Genomic DNA, 21671 nt, shown 5'->3' with positions numbered 1-21671 from the left:
CCAAAGCTACAAAGGTTCAAAGGCACAAAGTTTCCTCTGTAACTAAATGAAAAAATATACTCAAAGTGAAAAAACTTTGAACCTTTGTCACTTTGTCACTTTGAACCTATAAAAAAAAATCAACCTACCATTTCCCCGCCATTAATATGAATAAACTGTCCTGTAATATAACTGCTGTCTTGAGAAGCCAAAAACACATAAGCAGGTGCTACTTCAGATGGCTGCCCGGCTCTTTCCATCGGGTTATCTTTTCCGAAATCAGATAATTTATCGAAGCTGGCAACGATTAACGGCGTCCAGATTGGTCCAGGCGCAACACCGTTTACACGAATTTTCTTTTTGGCTAACATGGTCGCAAGCGAACGTGTAAAACTCACAATCGCGCCTTTTGTACTGGCATAATCGGCTAGATGTTCGCTTCCGCGGAAAGCCGTTACAGAAGTGGTATTAATAATGGTATCACCTTCTTTTAAAAAAGCAAGTGCCGCTTTTGTGATATAAAAGAAAGGATAAATATTGGTTTCAAAAGTCTTATGGAGCTGTGCGTTTGTAATATTTTCAAATTCATTTTGTGGAAACTGAGTTGCAGCATTATTTACAATGACATTGAGGCTTTTAAAAGTGGTGTGACACTTTTTAATGGCACTTTTACAAAACTTTTCATCTCTAAGGTCGCCGCTTATCAAAAGGCATTGCTGACCTTCTTTCTCAATCAAAGCTTTTGTTTCGAGTGCATCTTTATCTTCTTTCAAATAAACAATCGCTATATTGGCTCCTTCTCTGGCAAAATGTACAGCAACACTTCGTCCGATTCCGCTGTCGCCTCCTGTAATAAAAGCTGTTTTGCCAAGTAATTTACCGCTGCCAACATAATTTTCTCTTATAATCTCAGGTTCCGGATTCATCATGTGTTCGTTGCCGGGAAGATTTTGCTTTTGTTCTGGAAAAGTTTGTTTCTTTTTCATGATTTCTCTTTTTAAGCTTTTGCATGGTATCTTAAAATTAGCTCTAACCAAATTCTTTGCTTGCCTTAAAAGGAATTTTGTTTAGCTCAATCAAAACAAAATGGTAAACGCTGTATGAAAATACATTCATTTCTTAAAAATGTTAAAATAATAAGAAATTTCTAATAGGTTAGCAATCATGTGATACGTAGGTATAGATGTTAAAAGATGGGAATTTTGTAACTATTTCTTATTTAAATAAAAAACCTCGCCGTTATTTTTTTTATACATTTGAGAATTTCCGCATCATTTTTTAACAGCTCATTTGCAATTTATTTAAAAAATAAGAAAATTTTTATATTTCATTTTAAAATTAAGTGTTTTGATTTACAACCGATTTAGCTTTCCGACATGGTATTAATTGTAGACGATATAAGGGCAAATATTATCGCTCTGCAAAAAACATTAGAGCTGCATAATATCGATGTCGATAGTGCCGAATCTGGAGAAGAAGCTTTAAAAAAAATCCTAAAAACAGATTATTGTCTGATTATTATGGATGTTCAAATGCCTGGACTTGATGGCTTTGAAGTGGTAAAAATCCTTTCGGGAAATCAGCGCACAAAAGATATTCCTGTAATTTTTCTTTCGGCACTTAATACCGAGAAAAAATACATCTTTAAAGGATATGAAACGGGCGCTGTGGAGTATATTACGAAACCTGTAGATAGCGATTTGCTGATTTTAAAAGTAAAAACTTTCATTAAAATTTACGAACAGCAAAACGAACTTAAAGCAATGAAAGACTTGCTTTCTAAAGAAATCAAAATTAGAAAAGAAGCGCAGGATAATCTGGAAATCAAAATTGCAGAAAGAACAAAAGAACTAGTTCAGAAAAATGAAGAGCTAGAACTTCGAAATCATGAATTACAGCAGTTTTCTTGGGTGGTTTCACACGATTTAAATGAGCCGATTAGAAAAATTCAAATCTTTATCAAAATAATAAAAGACCTTTATTTAAAAGCAGATGACAAGGCTGTAGATTATGTAGATCGAACAATAAAATCGGCAGAAAGAATGCAGACTTTGATTACCGATCTTTTGGCTTATTCTAGGCTTTCGGCACAAGTTAAACCTGAAAAAACGGATTTAAATGTCGTTTTACAAGAGGTACTTGGTGATTTTGATTATCTGATAGAACGCAAAAATGCCACAATAAAAACCAACGAACTTCCAACAATTGACAGTATTCCGAGCCAGATGCGACAGGTTTTTCAAAATCTGATAGGGAATGCTTTAAAGTTTTCTGGAAATGAAGAAAAAGCGGTAATTGAAGTTACTTCGGAAACTATTTTAGAAAAATCAATAGATAGTCCGACTTCGCCAGAAGGAAAATTTTGCAGGATTACAGTAAAAGATAACGGAATTGGTTTTGATGAGATTTACCTTGATCGTATTTTTATTATTTTTCAAAGCTTAAACGATCGCCAATCCTACGAAGGAACGGGAATCGGGTTGGCAATTGCTAAAAAAATCATAGAAAAACATAACGGATTAATTACTGCTAAAAGTAAAGTGGGTGAGGGTGCAAGCTTTATCATTGTTCTTCCTTTAAAATACGAATAAAAATAATTTAAAATATATGAATGGTAATTTTAAAAGAAATTTATTAATCAGTTCACTAGTTTCACTGCTTGTACTTACAATTAGTTCTGTTGCCTCTTTTATAAGTATTAAAAGTTTACTAAACAGTAACTTTTGGGTCAACCATACTCAGGATGTAATTTATAACCTAAATGAAGGTTCATCGATTATTACAGAAGCTCAAACGAGTATGAGAGGCTATCTGCTTACAGGAGATGAGCAGTTTGTAGACCGTTTTAATGATGCTGAAGCAAAATCAAATACTTATTTTGAAAAGTTAGATGAACTTACATCTGACAATCCTTCGCAAAAAAAATTATTGGAAGAGTTACGTGATAAACGTTCAGGTTTCTTTAAGTATCTAAACAATCAGATTGTCAAAAAACGTTTAAGCAAAGAAACGCTAATTTTTGATTTGAATGAAGGCAGAAACATGATGAACGACATGCGCACGATCGTCAAAAAAATAGAAAATACAGAACAAAAACTATTAGAAGAACGTAACTCAAATTCAGAACGTTACGGTAATTATAGTTTGGCTTTAATCGTTATTGCTTTCTTTATAGCTTTTCTTATCTCTATCGTTTTTATGATTAGAATCCTGAAAGATTACAACGAAAGATCTTTATTACAGCAGGAGTTAGAGAGAAAAGATAAAGAAACTGCAGAAAGACTTGATGTAATAAGCGGTATTGCAACACAAATTTCTAAAGGAAATTATGATGTGCAGATAGATGATAAAAAAGCCGATACTTTGGGAGCGTTAGGTGCATCTATTCATAATATGAAAGATTCATTAAAAGATTCTTTCGAATTGTTATCTCAAAAAGAATGGCTTCAATCGGGTGTTGCAGCTCTGAATGATAAAATGCTTGGCGAAAAAACAATTCAGAAATTATCTAAAGATGTAATCGAATTTTTATGCCAATATACCAACAGCAGCGCAGGAGTTTTGTATGTTGTAGATGGAGAAGAAATGGCGATTTCTGGCGGATACAGTTATATACCAAGTAAAAATAGAGAACGAATCAAGAAAGGCGAGGGATTAATTGGTCAGGCAATTATTTCTGGCAAAATGCTAGAGCTGAAAGCACTTTCTCCAGATAATATTCACATTAATTATGCGTTAGGCGAAATTAAACCAACGCATATTGTAGCACTGCCATTAATGGATTTTAAAGTCGAAGGTGCAGTTGAATTGGCAAGTATTTATGGTTTCTCAGTACTTCAATTGGAGTTTCTGAATTTGGTTGCCAATAATATTGGAATTGCGTTAAAAGCAACTCAAAACCGTAAAAGGGTAATGGAGCTTCTGGAAGAAACCAAATCACAATCTGAAGAATTACAGCTTCAGCACAGCGAATTGGAAGCAATAAATGCAGAATTGGAAGCGCAGACTGAAAAACTCCAGGCTTCGGAAGAAGAGCTTCGCGTGCAACAGGAAGAATTGGAGCAAACTAATGAAGAATTGTCTGAAAGAAGTGTTTTATTAGAAGAAAAAAACACAGAAATTCAGAAGAAATCAGAAGCCTTAGAATTAACCACTCGTTACAAATCTGAGTTTTTGGCAAATATGTCGCACGAGTTGAGAACACCATTGAACTCAATTTTATTGTTGAGTCGTTTGCTGTCTGAAAATAACAACAAAACGATGAACAATGAAGAAATTGAATTTGCAAAAGTAATTCAGAGTTCAGGAAACAGTTTGTTAGGATTGATAGATGAAATTCTAGATTTATCTAAAATTGAAGCCGGTAAAATGGAATTGGAATTTTTAGATGTTTCGACTAAAGAAATTACAGATAATCTACATAATCTGTTTTATATGGTTGCAAAAGAAAAGGGAATTAATTTTGAGATTATTGCCAAAGAAGCGCCAATTGTTATTAAAACAGACAAAATGCGTTTGGAGCAGATTCTGAAAAACCTGATTTCAAATGCCATTAAATTTACCGAAAAAGGAACTGTTTCGCTTGAAATAAAAGTAGATACAGACGATGATAAAATAATCTGTTTTATTGTAAAAGATACCGGAATCGGAATTCCGCTAGAAAAACAGCCACTAATTTTTGAAGCATTCCAGCAAGCCGATGGTTCTACGAAACGCAAATATGGAGGAACCGGTTTAGGATTATCAATTAGCCGTGAACTTGCCAAATTGCTTCGAGGAGAAATTATTCTTCATAGTAAAGTAAATGAAGGAAGTACGTTTACGTTGTGTCTTCCAGTTTTAGGATTTGCCATAAACAAAGTTTCGGTAAGTAAAATTCCGCATGCAGAAGAAATCGAGGTAACTATGGAAGGCGATGAAGAAAAACCAAAATACATTAGTGACGTTATTCCGCAAGAAATTGAAGACGATAGAGATTCGATTGTTGAAGGAGATAAGGTTATTTTGATTGTGGAAGACGATATCAATTTTGCAAAATCGTTATTGGCTTTCACTCAGAAGAAAGGATACAAAGGAGTAGTAGCAGTAAGAGGCGATTATGCCTTAAATTTTGCTTTAATTTATAGACCAATCGGAATTTTATTGGATATAGAACTTCCAATAAAAAGTGGATGGCAGGTTTTAGAAGAATTAAAAAATCATTCTCATACCAAACATATTTCGGTACACATCATGTCTTCGCATAAATTGAAACAGGAAAGTCTGTTAAAAGGAGCTGTAGATTTCTTAGACAAGCCAGTTGCTTTTGATAGAATTCCAGACGTTTTTAAGCGTATAGAGCATATCATAAACAAAGAATCGCAGAAGGTTTTAATTATTGAAGATAATCCGAAGCATGCAAAAGCATTGGCGTATTTCTTAGAAACTTACAATATTAACTCCGAAATAAAAAGCGAAGTTTCAGCAGGTTTGTCAGCTTTAGGAAAACAAGAAGTAGATTGCGTAATTCTCGATATGGGAATTCCAGATAAACAAGCGTACGAAATTCTAGACGGAGTGAAGAAAAGCCCAGGTTTAGAAAATCTGCCAGTAATTGTCTTTACAGGAAAAAGTCTTTCTATAAAAGAAGAATTAAAAATTAAGAAATATGCCGATTCTATCATTGTAAAAACGGCGCATTCGTATCAAAGAATGCTCGATGAGGTTTCGCTTTTCCTTCATTTAGTAGAAAACAAAAAAGAAGGAAATGGTAAAAAAGAAAGCAGTAAAAAACTGAATTCGCTAAACAATATTTTATTTGAGAAAAAAGTATTAATTGTTGATGATGACGTTCGAAATATTTATTCGCTTTCTAAAGCGTTAGAAGCGTTTAAAATGAATGTTATTACGGCTTTTGACGGAAAAGAAGCAATTAAGATTTTAAATGAAAATCCAGATACAGACGTCGTGCTTTTAGATATGATGATGCCTAATATGGACGGTTACGAAACAGCAGAAAAAATTAGAAGCAATCCTAAATTTCTTAATTTAGCCGTAATTGCCGTAACAGCCAAAGCCATGACAGGCGATAGAGAGAAATGTATAAAGGCGGGAGCTTCAGATTATATCACAAAACCAGTAGATGTCGATCAGTTGTTGTCGCTGCTTCGAGTTTGGTTATACGATAAAATCTAATCTTAAAAATACTGTAAATGGAAAAGAAAAAAGTATTGATTGTAGATGACGATTCTAGAAATATTTTTGCTTTAGTAAATACGTTAAAAGCAAAATCTTACGAATGTTTGTCTTGTTTAAGTGCTGAAGAAGCCTTGAAAATACTAGCAAAAGATAATTCAATAGATGCCGTTTTGATGGATATGATGATGCCAGAAATGGACGGTTATGAAGCCATTCCGCTTATCAAAGCCATTCCTTTGCAAGAGAATACTTTTGTCGTTGCCGTAACAGCGCAAGCTATGTCAGGAGATAAAGAAAAATGTTTACAAGCCGGAGCAGATGCATACATCTCAAAACCTGTAGATGTAGATAAATTACTTCAGATCTTGGGAGAAATTTAAATGAATTATGATTGAAGATATTGAATTAGAAACCCTCATCAACGATGTTTACGAATATTATGGTTTTGATTTTGGAAGTTATTCAAGAGCCTCACTTAAAAGACGTGTAAGTAGGGTATTTGCTTTGGAAGGATTTAAGCATTTTCATGATTTTTTGTCTAAAGTCCGCACTGATCCCGAATATTGTAAAAAAATGATTGACGAAATTACGGTGAATGTAACCGAGATGTTTCGCGACCCATCATTTTATCTAACACTCCGAAAAGAAGTTCTTCCGTTGTTAGGAACCAAACCTTTTATCCGTATTTGGCATGCAGGCTGTTCTACAGGAGAAGAAGTGTATTCTATGGCAATCATGCTTAAAGAAGAAGGTTTACTGCATAAATCGATATTATATGCAACAGACATCAATGCATCGGTATTAGAAACAGCTAAGAGCGGTATTTTTCCGTTGCGAATGATCAAAGATTATGCAGATAATTATCGTGAAGCTGGCGGTCAGGAAGATTTTTCAGATTATTATATTGCCAATTACGGCTTTGCAAAGTTTAACGAAAACCTTTCTGAGAAAATGGTTTTCTCGCAGCATAATTTGGTTTCAGACACTTCGTTTAATGAGTTTGACCTAATTTTATGTCGCAATGTTTTAATTTATTTTGATAATAATCTGCAGAAAAGAGTAGTTAATCTATTTGATGACAGTCTGGCTGTTTTAGGATTTTTAGCACTCGGAACAAAAGAAACTATAAAATATTCTATATCTCAAACCAAATACAAACCATTTGCTAAAGAGAAAATATGGAGAAAAATAAAAGAATAACAAATTGTAAAGTAATTATAATTGGCGGTTCAGCAGGAAGTTTACAGGCATTATTACAGATTTTGCCTTTTATAGAACAACCTGTTTCTTTTGCAATCGTAATTGTTGTTCATAGAAAAAACTCAGACGAACAAACCTTAGAAGACTTAATCGCTTTAAGATCAAAAATAATAGTAAAAGAAGTAGAAGATAAAAGTAAACTTGAGCCAGGTTTCATTTATATCGCTCCTTCCAATTATCATTTATTATTTGAGAAAGACGAAACTTTGTCTTTAGACACTTCAGAAAAAATAAATTACAGCAGACCGAGCATAGATGTTTCTTTTGAGTCTGCTGCAGAAATATATGACGAGCATTTGGTTGGAATTTTGCTTTCTGGCTCCAATTCTGACGGCACAATTGGGCTTCGTGCAATTCAGACTGCCGGAGGGATTAGCGTAGTGCAGAATCCGCTTTCTGCAGAAATGCCTTTTATGCCCAATAATGCAATTCTGCATACAGTTCCAGATTTTATTTTAAGCACCGAAGAAATTCTTGAGTTTGTAAAAGGAATTAATATTGCTGATTTTTGATTAACGATTTTTGATTTCAGATGGAAGAAATCAAAAATCGTTAATCCTCAATCTAAAATCTTCAATCTCTTATTTTTTCTCATCTTCTGGAAGAACCACTTTATTAAGTTCAGCCTCTTTTTCCGCTCTTTTTTGTGCCGCTTTACCTTTTCCGATAGGTATTCCTGCCGTAACATACAAAGATCTGTTATATTGATTATTTGGACCGTCACCTTTCATTACCGTAACAAGTCCGTAATAATACTGAACGGTAATATTTAAACCATTTCCAACATTCATATGATAGCCTGCGCCAAAGGCAAGTCCGGCATCGATAACATGAATTTGATCTCTAATGTTTTTCTTATACACCACATCGTCTTTATTGATTTCATTTTTAAACTCATCAAAAGCTTTGGCCAATAAACCAAATTGAGGTCCAGCTTTGAGATAGATATTATTTTTGAATTGATATTTAATTAATATTGGAACGTTGAAATAACGGATTTCACGATTTACGCGTCCGCCAGCAAATGTATTATCCAAGTTTTCGTCGTTTAAAGAATACACAGGAATATCCTTGGCTCCCATAGGAGATTTTACAATTACCCCCGTATTGATCATCCAAGCTGGATTTTTTCTAGATCTCAGATCAAAATAAAAACCAAGATTAAAACCTGGGTTTAAGGCAGAAGATCCCATATTTGAAATAGTAGAAAAATTAGCACCACCTTCAAGACCAAATTCTAAAAACTCCGAGTTGAGTTTGTCTCCAAATATTAAGGAAATCAAGACTTGGGATTGCGCTGTGGTTATACAAAAAAATGTGATAAGGATTAGAAAACCTTTTTTCATACAATTCATGAATTAAAGTCCAAATCGGTATTGAAAACTTCCCAGAACTTGTGTACGTGAGCCTAAGAAACCGCATTCTGCACGAAACATAATATGTTTGCTGAATTGATATTGAGATCCAATTATGAAGTTCCACATATCTTTAGGTCTTTTTTGAAGAGAATATTGAACAGATGAATCTGAGGCTGTGCTCAATGCACCATCCAAAGTAGCCAGAAATGTTCCTGCTCTTTCTAAAGCTCTGTCGGCAGTATTATGTTTGGCTACATTAACCGGATTTTTTTGCTCAGCTGGGCTTAAGCTATCCCACCAGTTATCAACTTTTGTCTGATTTTCAGATACTTTTTGAAGTCCGTTGTCCACTTTAGCTTGGGCGCTACTTAGATCAATAAAATCAGATAAAGGCAAATCTCCATTAGTATCGCCAGAAATATGAACTCTAAAAGCTCCAACCCAAACCGCGATATTGGTGTCTGGTTTATTGAATTTAAATGTTTTTCCTAATCTGGGTCCAAAAATATATGAAAAAGCAGGTTTATCCAGCGAACTAATATCAGTCCAGGCCATATTCATATCCAAAGCAAGCCAGCCACCGCCAATACCAATTGTAGGTGTCATACCTAAACCAAAAGTAGTAGCGTCAAAATTGGCTTTGGTGCTGAAAGTTGCAATTTCAGACCAATTGTTATCTGCATCAGGAACCCAAATGCCAGCATTAATTTTAGTTGCCGTTTTGGCTTTTCCAAAAATTCCATAAATATTTAAAAAGGGAAGCAACCATATATCTGGTCTTATAGTAAGGGCACCAGCTTCAACCGTTGATTTATCAAATCGTACAATTTCATCTAAGTTATACTGAGGGCCGTGGTTAAAACCAATATTTAAATCATTAATAACAATTTCAGATTCCTGCCAGAAGTAGTTAACAGAAACCCCTGCAGAATAAGGAAGCTTGTAGCCTTTTTGAGCTACTTTTTCTCCCCAAATTGGTAGAGCGTATGGGTATTTTTCGACTTTAAGGCTGTCTTTTAACTCCTGATTTTTTTGTCCTACAATTTTATCGGTATAAACCTGTCCGAAGATTTGCATGCTGAATAGTAATAAAAAGGCTGATATTAGTGTATTACATTTCATTGATTGAGTGTTTTAATGTTAATTAATTGAACTGCGAAAAATAAATATGTACTAATGCTATTTTGGGAATCTTTTTATTTGTATGCTAAATAGGTTTTGGTATAATTAAAGATTAAGGCTTAAGAATGTGTTAATTAGTGTTAAAGTTAACGAAATTTTCTTACCTCCGACAAAAAATAAATGAGAAAATGATAAAAGCTTTAAAAATAATTTTAGGATAATTTTAAGTGTTTTTCTTTCTAGGAATTATTGCCATCTACTACAATTAAAAAAATAATTGTACTTTTACGACTGTGAAATGGATAACAATCATATTATCAATTTACCTGTTGGCATTGTCTAATATGCCATGTGCAGATATGGAAGTAAACAGCGCTATGCATAAAACAGCTCAGTTTGCATCAGAAGACAATCATTCGCACGATAAAACAAATGACTTATGTTCTCCGTTTTGTGCCTGCAACTGTTGTGGGGCGCAGGTTTTAAGTTACCATTCTGCTGTAACTTTCGAATTTCCAAAAACATACACTCAAATTTCAATAGCTTTACCAAGCTATAATTCTGTTTTTATTTCCAATTTCTACGGAAGTATTTGGCAGCCCCCTCAAATAGCATAATGATTATGCCTGTCCGATAAAGATCGGAAAGGCGAGAGAGTTGTGGACTTTCCACACGTTTACAGACAATTTAATTGTCTCATTTCTCACGTCATTATATATTCAAATGTTAGATAAAATCATTCAGTTTAGTATACGAAACAAATTCGTCATACTATTATTTACCCTTGCGCTCATAGCGTGGGGAAGCTATTCGCTTAAAAAATTACCGCTCGATGCTTTGCCAGATGTAACCAACAATCAGGTTCAGATTATTACTACTGCACCAACACTGGCAAGTCAGGAAATCGAACAATTAATCACGTATCCTTTAGAAAGGGCTGTAAAAACAGTTCCAAACGTAATAGAACTCCGCAGTATTTCCCGTTTCGGATTATCGGTTGTAACCGTTGTTTTCGAAGATGATGTAGATATTTATTGGGCTCGAGAACAGATATTTCAGCGCTTAAAACAAGCCGAAGAAAACATTCCAGATTATGTAGATTCTCCAGAATTAGCGCCAATTTCTACAGGCTTAGGAGAAATTTACCAATACGATGTTTATGCCAAAAAAGGTTACGAAAACAAATACAGTGCAATAGAACTAAGAACAATTCAAGATTGGATTATTATTCCGCAATTGCAGGGAATTAAAGGAGTTGCCGAAGTAAGTTCTTGGGGAGGAAAACTCAAACAATTTGAGATTGCCGTAAATCCGAATATGCTCAATAGTTTGGGTGTTACGATTACCGAAATTTTTGATGCTTTAGAAAAAAACAATCAAAACACAGGAGGCGCTTATATCGAAAAAGATCAGTACACCTATTTTATTCGCGGTGTCGGAATGGCAAAAGGGATAAAAGATCTTGAAAATGTAGTGGTGAAGAACCGAAACGGATCGCCCGTTTTGGTGCGCAATGTAGCGCAGGTGCGCGAAGGGATTGCTTTGCGTTATGGAGCATCAACAAAAGATGGAAAGGGAGAAATTGTTTCTGGTTTGGTTTTGATGTTAAAGGGAGAAAATTCCAGCGCAGTAGTTAATCGTGTGCACGAAAAAATGGCTCAGATTAACAAAAGCCTTCCAGAAGGAGTTGTTGCAGAAGCTTTTATTGACCGAGGAAAACTCGTTGACAATTCTATTAAAACGATTACAAAGAATTTATTAGAAGGGGCGTTAATCGTAATTTTTGTTCTGATTTTATTCTTAGGAAATCTCCGTGCAGGATTGATTGTTGCTTCAGTAATTCCGCTAGCAATGCTGTTTGCGGTTATTTTAATGAATGCCTTTGGCGTAAGCGGAAACTTAATGAGTCTCGGCGCCATAGATTTCGGAATTATAGTCGATGGTGCCGTAATCATTGTTGAAGCCACGATGCATCATCTCCAGAAATTCAAAAATAAAAAAGAATTAACTCAAGAAGAAATGGATGCCGAGGTTTACAATTCGGCTTCAAAAATTAGGAATAGCGCGGCTTTTGGTGAAATTATTATTCTGATTGTGTATTTGCCAATTCTTGCTTTAATTGGAACCGAAGGGAAAATGTTTAAACCAATGGCTATGACAGTTGGTTTTGCCATTATTGGTGCATTTATTCTTTCGCTGACTTATATTCCGATGATGAGTGCTTTGTTTCTTTCGAAAAAAACAGAACACAAAGAAAACTTTAGCGACCGTATGATTGCTTGGTTAGAAAGCCGTTATACTCCATTATTGAAAAAAGCTTTAGAGTTTAAAAAAGTGGTGCTTTCGATCGCAGTTGGATTATTTGCTTTTGCTTTTATTGTTTTTCAAAATATGGGAGGTGAATTTATTCCGACGATTGAAGAAGGTGATTTGGCAATAAATGCAACCATTATGACAGGAAGTTCGCTTACGCAGATGGTTGAAACTACTACAAAGTACGAACAGATTCTAAAAGCCAAATTCCCAGAAATTAAAACCATTGTAACCAAAATAGGAAGCGGTGAAATTCCGACCGATCCCATGCCTATTGAAAGTGGGGATTTGATTATTGTTTTAAAAGACAAAAAAGAATGGAGAAGCAAATACCGTAATTGGGAAGAACTGGCCAATGCGATGAAAGAGGAAATGGAAATTATTCCTGGAGCGAATATCGAAATTTCGCAGCCAATCCAAATGCGTTTTAACGAATTAATGACGGGAAGCCGATCGGATATTGCCATCAAGATTTTTGGTGACGATTTGGAGATTCTAGATACTAAAGCCACAGAATTGATTTCAAAAATAAAAGGAATCGAAGGAATCGGAGATTTAAAAGCCGATAAAGTAACAGGATTACCGCAAATTACCATAAAATACGATTACGATAAAATCGCGCTTTACGGACTGAATATTTCTGACATCAATCAAATAATCCGTTCGTCTTTCGCAGGTGAAGTTGCCGGAAAAATTTATGATGAAAGCAAAAGATTTGATGTTGTGGTGAGAATGGACGAAAACAATCGTGGAGATATTACTGACGTCAGTAATTTGTTTATTCCGCTTCCAAACGGCCAGCAAGTGCCTTTGTCTCAAGTTGCTTCTGTTGAATACGAACAAGGCCCTGTACAAGTCATCCGCGAAGACGGAAAACGAAGAATCACTGTCGGATTAAACGTTCGTGGAAGAGATATTAAAAGTGTAGTAGAAGAAATTCAGGCAAAACTCGATAAAAGTTTCAAACTTCCTGCGGGTTATTATGTGACTTATGGCGGACAATTTGAAAATCTGATTGAAGCATCAAAAAGGCTTTCTGTGGCCTTGCCAATTGCTTTGGGGCTTATTTTAGTTTTGCTATATTTTACTTTTAAAAGTGCAAAACAGGCATTGCTGATTTTTAGCGCTATTCCGTTATCGGCCATTGGAGGTGTTTTTGCGCTTTCGTTAAGAGGAATGCCGTTTAGTATTTCTGCCGGAATTGGTTTTATCGCTTTATTCGGAATTGCGGTTCTAAACGGAATCGTACTGATTTCGTATTTCAATCAATTAAAAACAGAAGGTATTTCAGACCCGTTTCAAAGAATTCTTATCGGAACCAAAACACGTTTGCGTCCTGTTTTAATGACCGCAGCCGTAGCTTCATTAGGATTTCTGCCAATGGCATTGTCGACAAGCGGCGGGGCAGAAGTACAAAAACCATTAGCAACCGTAGTTATTGGCGGATTAATCTCTGCAACTTTATTAACCTTGATCGTTTTACCGATTTTGTATTTATTGTTGGAGAAGTTTAACCGCAGAGATAATTAGTAAATGAGAAAATTTGATAATTAGATAATTTACTGCTGAATGTAAAAAAGATTTTTCACGCAGATCTAACAGATTAAAGCAGATTAAATTTTGATTATAATTTATAATCTGCGCTATCTGCTTAAATCTTTTAAAATCTGCGTGAAACAAAAATTATAAAAATGAAAAATTTAATTAATAAAGTACAGAAAAAGTTTTGCTCCCGATCGTTATCGGGATTGTGGTTAAGCACGTTTCTATTGGCAAGCACAACAACAACAACAACATTTGCACAGCAAACTATCAGTCTAGAAAAAGCAGTGGAACTTGCAAAATCAAACAACATCGACTTAAAAATAGCCGATAAAGAAATCGAAAAACAAACCGTTCTCAAAAAGGCAGCATTTCAACCAGATCCGCTTCAGGTGCAGTATCAAGGAGGTCAGTTCAATAGTGCCGATTATGATCATAATGTTTCGGTACAGCAGTTTTTTCCATTAGGAAATATTACAAAAGCCAACAGGCAATTGCAGGAAGAACTCGCAAAACTGGCCGAAAAACAAAAGGCGCTGTCTTCTTATGAAATCGAAAAAGCGGTTACATTGGCTTATTATCAATATTTGTACGGCGTTTCAATTCAGAAACTCAATACAGAATTGAATGATATTTATACCAAATTTTTAAAAAATGCTGAATTGCGTTTTAAAACAGGAGAAAGCGGAAACATCGAAGTTATCAGTGCCAAAGCGAAAGTAAAAGAAATTGAAACGCAGAAAGCGCAGTTAGAATACGATTTGACTATTTATCAGAAACAATTGCAGTTTTTCATCCAGACAAATGAAAATATTGTTCCAGATTCAAATACAACTTTACAGTATACTTTTATAGAAAATCAGGAAAATACAAAAGCAGAAGCTCTGATTACAGATTTTTATCAACAGCAGATTTCGGTTTATCAAAAAGAAGCGGGAACATTTAAGGCTTTACGAACGCCAAAAGTTGGTTTAGGATATTTTGCTCAGACAATAGATAAAGAGTCTTTGTTTCAGGGTTTTACAGCAGGGTTGCAGATTCCGTTGTTTGGAGGTGTTAACACTACTAAAGCAAAAGCGACCGAAATCAGTATTTCGCAGTCACAATTGGCTTTAGATAAAAATAAAATGATGCTAAATCTTCAACGAGAGGAATTACAAAATAACTTCAAAAAACAGCAGAAAAACTTAGCGTATTTCCAAAATGAAGGCTTGCATTATGCCGATCAGATTATTGAAACAGCACAAAAAAGTTATGCTAATGGCGATATGAGTTACTGGTCGTACATCAGTTTTCTGAATCAGGCAATTGATATTAAAAAACAATTTGCAGAAGCTACGCACAGCTATAATCAAAGCGCGATCGAACTTCAATTTCCAACTATCAAAAACAATTAATCATGAAAAATATATTTATGAATTTAACAGCAAAGAACGCAATCCCGATGGCTATCGGGACGCAAAGAACGCAAAGTTCAATTTACTTGCGTGCCTTGCGATTTTTCTTTGCGATCTTTGCGATTACCTTAACAAGTTGCAATGAAAAGAAAGCCGAAGAACCACAGGAAGAAGAAAAATCAACTACAGAAGTGGCTTTAACAGAATCACAATATAAAACTGTCGGAATTGAAATAGGCTCTGTGGAAGATAGAAACCTTAATAAAGTCATCAAAGCCAATGGTTACACGACAGTACCTCCGCAAAATTCTGCTGAGGTTTCGACTTTAATTGGTGGAACAGTAAAAGACATCTTTGTTTTGGAAGGAACATATGTAAACAAAGGGAAAGTTTTAGCAACGATTCAAAATCTGGAAGTTATAGGCATGCAGGAAGACTATCAGTCGGCTGTTGCAAATGTTGAATATCTGCAGTTGGAATACAATCGCCAGAAAACGTTGAGTGATGAAAATGTAAATCCGAGAAAGACTTTTCAGGAAGTAAAAGCCAAATTAGCAGCTGAAAAAGCACGCGCTCAGGCAGCAAAAAATAAATTAGAAGCCTTACATGTCAATACAAAAGGAACGACATCGGTTGTGCCAATTGTTTCGCCAATAAATGGTTTTGTTGGAAAAATCAATATTGCCAAAGGCGCTTTTGCCAACACTGGAGTTTCGCTTTTTGAAGTCGTTGACAACAGCCAAATGCATTTGGATTTGAATGTATATGAAAAAGATTTAGGTTCAATTTCAATTGGTCAAGTCATTGATTTTGTCTTAACGAATCAGTCGAATAAATCAATTAAAGGAAAGATTTTCGGAATCAACAAGTCTTTTTCTAACGAAAGTAAAACCGTTGCGGTTCATGCCAAAATTGATCCAGCAGATGCTAAAGGTCTGATTCCGGGAATGTATGTTTCAGCGAATATCAATATTGTAAATGCAACTGTTCCTGCGCTTCCAAAAGATGCTGTGGTTAAAAATGCTGATAAGTATTTTGTGTTTGTTCAAGAAGATGAAAAAGCCGAAGTAAAACACGATCATAAAGATGGTGAAAATGAAGAAGTGCACGAGCAAGAAGTACATTTTAAAGCGATAGAAGTAATTCCAGGAACAACCGATTTAGGTTTTACAGAAGTTAAGTTTGTAAACGATATTCCTGCAAATGCTAAAATTGTAACGAAAGGCGCGTTTTATCTGCTTTCAGCAATGAAGGGCGGAGGAGAACATACGCATTAAGAAGTGGTTTTGCCACGAAAGTGCAGAGTCGCAAAGTTTTTTTATGCTGAAATGAAATTTGCTCGCAAAGTCGCCAAGTCGCAAAGTTTTTTTTGCCACAGATTTAAAGGATTAAAAAGATTAAAAAAAAATCCGCTAAATCTTTGCTAACTAAAAATCATGTTAATCCTTTAAATCTGTGGCAAAACTTATTTTTCAATTTACGCCAGGTTTAGCTGGAGGCAACTCAAATTAAATTCATTAAATCTGTTTGAAAAAAAACTTTGCGACTTGGCGACTTTGCGAGATTAATTCGCCACAGTTAAATAAAAACTTAGTGCTTTTGCGGCAATAAACTTTAATACAAAATGCTTAAATTTAGGACATAATTTAAAACAAAGTTTTCCTAACCTAAAACAGGAAAAGTAAAACTTTAAAAGTTAAAAAAGTTATCCATGATACATCAAGATAAAGAAGTAAAAAATATAAAAAATAAAGCAAAACCTTCCTGTTGTTGCTCACATGACGAACCAGTGCATTCAGATAATGAAGGGCACGACCATGGGGGACATGATCATGAACACAATGTAGAGGGAAGCTTGTTCAAATTGTTTCTTCCATCCATTATATCCTTTATTTTACTGATTATCGGAATTGGTTTTGATAACTATTTCCAACAAGATTGGTTTACAGGATATGTTAGAATTGTTTGGTATGCGATAGCGTATCTTCCAGTCGGACTTCCCGTTTTAAGAGAAGCTTACGAAAGCATTGTAAAAGGAGATGTTTTCTCTGAATTTTTTCTCATGTGTATTGCTACAATCGGTGCTTTTGCCATTGGAGAATATCCAGAAGGTGTTGCCGTTATGCTGTTTTATACCATTGGCGAAACTTTTCAGGGAATGGCAGTTAATAGAGCAAAATCGAGTATTAAAAGTCTGCTCGATCAGCGTCCAGATGAGGTTCATGTTTTAGAAAATAATGTCGCGGTAAAAGTCAAAGCCAAAGACGTTCAGATTGGAGCCATTATTCAGCTTAAAGCAGGAGAAAAATTAGGCTTGGACGGAGAATTATTATCTGATTCAGCTTCGTTTAACACAGCGGCTTTGACTGGAGAAAGTAAACCAGATACTAAAAAGAAAGGTGAAACTGTTCTAGCTGGAATGTTAAACGGAAGCACTATTGCCGAAGTAAAAGTAACAACAGCTTACAATGACAGTAAATTATCCAAAATTCTAGAACTAGTACAAAACGCGACAACAAAAAAAGCGCCTGCCGAATTGTTCATTAGAAAGTTTGCTAAAATTTATACGCCAATTGTAGTGTATTTGGCAATTGCAATTTGCTTAGTTCCGATGCTTTTTGTGGATAATTATGTTTTTAGCAATTGGTTATATAGAGCTTTGGTTTTCTTGGTTATTTCCTGTCCTTGCGCTTTAGTGATTAGTATTCCGTTGGGTTATTTTGGCGGAATCGGCGCTGCAAGTAAAAATGGAATCCTGTTTAAAGGCAGTAATTTCCTTGACAGTATTTCGACAATTCAGAATGTGGTGGTAGACAAAACAGGAACAATGACCGAAGGTGTTTTTAAAGTTCAGGAAGTCACTATAAAACCTGAATTGGATAAAGACGAAATCTTAAAACTGGTCAATGCTTTAGAAAGCCGAAGCACACATCCTGTGGCAACTGCTATTCATAATTACGTTGGACCAATAGATTCCTCGATTGAATTAAAAGAAATCGAAGAAATTTCAGGTCACGGATTAAAAGCTTTTTATGACGGAAAAGAATTACATGTAGGGAATTTTAAACTTTTGGATAAATATTCGATTTCGTATGATATCGATCCGTCTTCAATAGTTTATACCACAATTGCAATTGCTTACGAAGGTAAATTTGCTGGTTATTTAACTATTGCTGATGAAATTAAAGAAGATGCTAAAGAAACCGTTTCTAAACTAAAATCTTTAGGTGTAAAGCTGACTATGTTGAGTGGAGATAAATCGAATGTAGTTCAGTTTGTAGCCGAGAAACTAGGAATTACAAAAGCTTTTGGTGATTTGCTTCCAGAGGATAAAGTGAACAAAGTCAACGAAATTAAAGCTAAAAACGAAACAATTGCCTTTGTTGGCGACGGAGTAAACGATGCGCCTGTAATTGCTTTAAGTACAGTTGGAATTGCGATGGGAGGTTTAGGAAGCGATGCTGCCATAGAAACTGCCGATGTGGTTATTCAAGATGATAAACCTAGCAAAATTGCCATGGCAATCAATATCGGGAAACAGACCAAAAAGATTGTCTGGCAGAATATTACTTTGGCTTTTGTAGTTAAGGCTTTTGTTTTAATTCTCGGTGCTGGTGGACTTGCCACAATGTGGGAAGCTGTTTTTGCAGATGTTGGTGTGGCGTTATTAGCAATTTTGAATGCAGTGAGGATTCAGAGAATGAAGTTCTAAAATATCAAAAGCCCAATTCGATAGAATTGGGCTTTACTTTTTTCTGTTTTTTGTGGTTCGAAATTTATTTAAAATTTCAGATTAATAATATTTTCATTATTCTCTATTGTAATTTCAGTTGGATTATTTTCTGAAGGAATTTGAGTTGGATACCAATTTCTAGTAGGCTGTACCAGAATCAATAAACCTTCATGATCACCAATTGCAGCAAATTTATCGGTATTTGTATTTTGAGAAAAGAAATGAAGTCCATGCTCTTCAATTAATTGATTTCCTAATTGTAATGGACTTTCCGTAACAATTCCGATTTCACTTATACTTAAAATAGAAGCAGAGTTAAATTCGCCAACTTGTTCGTTATTAAGATCATGTCGCGCAACGAATTCGAGTAAATTTCCGTTGTAATCGAAGAAATAAATAGAATGTGCATTCCAGTTTTCGAAATTAGTAACAACACTTTTATCCTCGAGAACAATTAACTCGACTTTGTTCTCACACCATTTGATAGCTTCTTCCAGCTGATTTTCGGGAATATTAAAAGCAAAATGATAGATGGAATTAAACTCTTTATCTTCGACAAATTTTAAAATAGAAGTTCCAGCCTGAAACGTTATCGATTTTTGATCATTTTCCAGAATAAAAAGTCCAAAAATGTCCTGATAAAATGCTTTCGTTTTTTGAATATCGTTTGTTTTGATTTGTATCTGATCTATTCTCATAGTAGTAAATTTTTAAAAAAGAAAAAGCTTCTTTTGAATGATAGTCAAATTTAAAGAATACCAATGTTTTCATGCATAAAGCTCTATTTTATACATCAATGAAAGAATAGTAAATAAATATTGATAATAGCAAAATATCATCTCAGAATGCTTTATTAAAGTTACAAAAAGACAAACTGACATTGTTGTAAGATTTTCGATTTTTTTTCATTTTGTAATCTTGCGTTTAAATAAAAAAAGCCCGATTGCGATCGAGCTTTTATTTATTAATATGTGACAGTTTTTTTTATAGACAAAGCTTTGCGTTTTTTGCGCAATAAAAACCTTGCGTCCCTTGCGGTTACGACATCAAAGATTGCTATACAATAATTGCAGCGTATGAAAATCAGATGAACCATCAAAATGTTTATGAAGCACTTCCTGAAAAATAGGTTCTGTATTTTGAACGCTGGCAAACAATGTCATACAAGATTGAAGATTTTCTAAGTCAATGCTTTCAAAAATATCAGAAACATTTTCTTCCTTTTTGATTAATTCAGAAGTGATTTCTACAAGATGTTTTCCTAAAATGGGATGTTCCAGAAAAGCAATTGCTTCATCGGCATTTTTGATTTCATAAAATTTGGAAGTATCGTTTGAACCCATTCCTTTTATCTGCGGAAATATAAACCACATCCAAGGAGATTCTTTTTTTCCATTTTTGATTTCGTCTAGAGCTGTTAAATACAATTTATTCTGAGCATCTAAAAAACGGAGTAGTCCATTGTTATTGTAAGCCATTATTTACGATATTAATTTGGGGATATCTGGCCATAAATCTAGTCAAAATATGTTTACTTGTGCATTCTCCAATTCATTTTTTAAAACCATTTTTTAACATTTTAAGCGAAATAATTTAGAAATGCAATTAGGTGTAAAATTGGATAGATTTATTTTGCATTAACAGATAAAGTCGTACTAATTAATGTCTTTATTGTTATAAAAGGAAGTTTTTGTTGGTCATTCTGTTATGATTTGCCTATTTTTATGAACCAGCGGTTTCTAAAACAGCTGATTTCTTTAAAATTAGAATTGATATTTACTTCTTTATAATATCAATATTTTCAATCGGGCAGTCTCGCCCATAAAAAAATAAATGCTTATGAAAATAGGATTAATCGGATTCGGAAAAACTGGAAAATCAGTAGCTTCAATATTATTAGAAAATAAAAAATTCTGTCTAGAATGGGTTTTAAGACAAAGTACGGTTTTAGAACACAGATCGGTTCCAGAATTCTTTGGAGTGCAGTCAGAAGAACCCGGCTTAATCTATTCTAGTTCTAAAACTTCTATTGAAGAATTATTAGAAAAACATCCTGTAGATATCATTATTGATTTTTCGTCTCATCAAGGAATCTACACCTATGGAGAAGAGGCAGCAAAAAAGAATATAAAAATCATTTCGGCGATTTCGCACTATAAAGACAAAGAACTGGTTTTTCTGAAAAAGCTGTCCAAAAAAACGACTGTGTTTTGGTCGCCTAATATTACTTTAGGAGTTAACTATTTATTATTTGCAGCAAAATTTTTAAAGAAAATTGCGCCGTGGGTTGATATCGAAGTAAACGAAGAGCATTTTAAAACCAAACAAGGAACCTCTGGAACAGCAGTAAAAATTGCCGAAGCACTAGATGTAGATAAAGAAAATATCAATTCGGTTAGGGCAGGAGGAATTGTTGGAAAACACGAAGTTATTTTTGGTTTTCCGTTTCAAACCGTGCGTTTAATTCACGAATCGATTTCTAGGGAAGCTTTTGGGAATGGAGTTATTTTTGTTGCCGAAAATCTTAAAGAGAAAGAAAAAGGATTGTATAATTTTGAAGATATCCTGACGCCTTATTTTACTGTATAGTTTTGCCACGAAGGCACAAAGGCACTAAGCTTTTTTAATTTTGCAAAGGCGCAAAGTTTTTTATTGAAAAAATGGCTAGTGCTTTTTGTCTTCCTGAGCGAAGTCGAAGGATAAGCGCAATGTATTAAAAATATATTTAATCTTGCGCTCCCATAGCTATTGGGAGTGGAGGCGCAAAGTTTTAAAACTTAAAAAAGAAAA

16 protein-coding genes are annotated in these 21671 nt (G+C 34.6%); 11 read left to right on the top strand and 5 right to left on the bottom strand.

Features of this window, described 5'->3' with window-relative positions:
- Window positions 1-119: 119 nt before the first annotated feature.
- Window positions 120-965 (bottom strand): SDR family oxidoreductase, encoded by an 846-nt coding sequence (locus tag ABXT06_RS15100; protein WP_354591488.1) that lies wholly within the window; start codon window positions 963-965, stop codon window positions 120-122.
- 390 nt (window positions 966-1355) lie between these two features.
- On the opposite strand from ABXT06_RS15100, the gene ABXT06_RS15095 reads away from it, so the two are divergent.
- From ABXT06_RS15095 to ABXT06_RS15075, 5 genes are read left to right on the top strand one after another with little or no spacing between them, the layout of a single operon-like run.
- On the top strand, window positions 1356-2570 hold the full coding sequence (locus tag ABXT06_RS15095) for a hybrid sensor histidine kinase/response regulator (RefSeq protein ID WP_354591487.1): 1215 nt from the start codon (window positions 1356-1358) through the stop codon (window positions 2568-2570).
- Between the two features lie 16 nt (window positions 2571-2586).
- On the top strand, window positions 2587-6153 hold the full coding sequence (locus ABXT06_RS15090; protein WP_354591486.1) for a response regulator: 3567 nt from the start codon (window positions 2587-2589) through the stop codon (window positions 6151-6153).
- Window positions 6154-6170: 17 nt separating this feature from the next.
- On the top strand, window positions 6171-6536 hold the full coding sequence (locus ABXT06_RS15085) for a response regulator (RefSeq protein ID WP_354591485.1): 366 nt from the start codon (window positions 6171-6173) through the stop codon (window positions 6534-6536).
- Between the two features lie 7 nt (window positions 6537-6543).
- Window positions 6544-7356 carry a CheR family methyltransferase gene (locus ABXT06_RS15080; RefSeq protein ID WP_354591484.1) on the top strand — a complete coding sequence of 271 codons (813 nt, stop codon included), beginning with the start codon at window positions 6544-6546 and terminating at the stop codon, window positions 7354-7356.
- Complete coding sequence (locus ABXT06_RS15075) at window positions 7335-7928, top strand: chemotaxis protein CheB (RefSeq protein ID WP_354591483.1); 594 nt, start codon at window positions 7335-7337, stop codon at window positions 7926-7928. Before ABXT06_RS15080 ends, ABXT06_RS15075 begins: the two co-directional genes overlap by 22 nt.
- 69 nt (window positions 7929-7997) lie before the next feature.
- Here ABXT06_RS15075 and ABXT06_RS15070 read toward each other — a convergent pair whose 3' ends face one another.
- Window positions 7998-8699, bottom strand: coding sequence for a porin family protein (locus tag ABXT06_RS15070; protein ID WP_354591482.1), 702 nt, complete (start codon window positions 8697-8699; stop codon window positions 7998-8000).
- Window positions 8700-8774: 75 nt separating this feature from the next.
- Window positions 8775-9896 (bottom strand): hypothetical protein, encoded by a 1122-nt coding sequence (locus tag ABXT06_RS15065; protein WP_354591481.1) that lies wholly within the window; start codon window positions 9894-9896, stop codon window positions 8775-8777.
- A gap of 293 nt (window positions 9897-10189) precedes the next feature.
- Between ABXT06_RS15065 and ABXT06_RS15060 the strand changes: the two genes are divergently transcribed.
- From ABXT06_RS15060 to ABXT06_RS15040, 5 genes are all read left to right on the top strand, one after another.
- Window positions 10190-10513, top strand: a complete 324-nt coding sequence (locus tag ABXT06_RS15060) for a DUF6660 family protein (RefSeq protein WP_354591480.1) — start codon at window positions 10190-10192, stop codon at window positions 10511-10513.
- Window positions 10514-10619: 106 nt separating this feature from the next.
- A complete protein-coding gene (locus ABXT06_RS15055) occupies window positions 10620-13739 on the top strand; it encodes an efflux RND transporter permease subunit (RefSeq protein WP_354591479.1) in 3120 nt (1039 codons plus the stop codon).
- Window positions 13740-13900: 161 nt separating this feature from the next.
- On the top strand, window positions 13901-15148 hold the full coding sequence (locus tag ABXT06_RS15050; RefSeq protein WP_354591478.1) for a TolC family protein: 1248 nt from the start codon (window positions 13901-13903) through the stop codon (window positions 15146-15148).
- Window positions 15149-15150: 2 nt separating this feature from the next.
- Window positions 15151-16425: an efflux RND transporter periplasmic adaptor subunit gene (locus ABXT06_RS15045; protein WP_354591477.1), complete on the top strand. Its 1275-nt coding sequence runs from the start codon at window positions 15151-15153 to the stop codon at window positions 16423-16425.
- A 434-nt stretch (window positions 16426-16859) separates the two neighbouring features.
- On the top strand, window positions 16860-18860 hold the full coding sequence (locus ABXT06_RS15040; protein ID WP_354591476.1) for a heavy metal translocating P-type ATPase: 2001 nt from the start codon (window positions 16860-16862) through the stop codon (window positions 18858-18860).
- Between the two features lie 68 nt (window positions 18861-18928).
- Here the strand turns inward: ABXT06_RS15040 and ABXT06_RS15035 are convergent, their stop codons facing one another.
- Window positions 18929-19579 (bottom strand): VOC family protein, encoded by a 651-nt coding sequence (locus ABXT06_RS15035; protein ID WP_354591475.1) that lies wholly within the window; start codon window positions 19577-19579, stop codon window positions 18929-18931.
- 348 nt (window positions 19580-19927) lie between these two features.
- Complete coding sequence (locus tag ABXT06_RS15030) at window positions 19928-20359, bottom strand: DUF1810 domain-containing protein (protein WP_111376930.1); 432 nt, start codon at window positions 20357-20359, stop codon at window positions 19928-19930.
- Between the two features lie 361 nt (window positions 20360-20720).
- Between ABXT06_RS15030 and ABXT06_RS15025 the strand changes: the two genes are divergently transcribed.
- Window positions 20721-21470 carry a 4-hydroxy-tetrahydrodipicolinate reductase gene (locus tag ABXT06_RS15025; protein ID WP_354591474.1) on the top strand — a complete coding sequence of 250 codons (750 nt, stop codon included), beginning with the start codon at window positions 20721-20723 and terminating at the stop codon, window positions 21468-21470.
- Window positions 21471-21671 lie beyond the last annotated feature (201 nt).

It is taken from the genome of Flavobacterium sp. UW10123 (genome assembly GCF_040538975.1).
Classification (GTDB): Bacteria; Bacteroidota; Bacteroidia; order Flavobacteriales; family Flavobacteriaceae; genus Flavobacterium.
The sequence above is the reverse complement of the archived record's forward strand: the minus strand, read 5'-3'. Positions and strand labels throughout refer to the sequence as shown.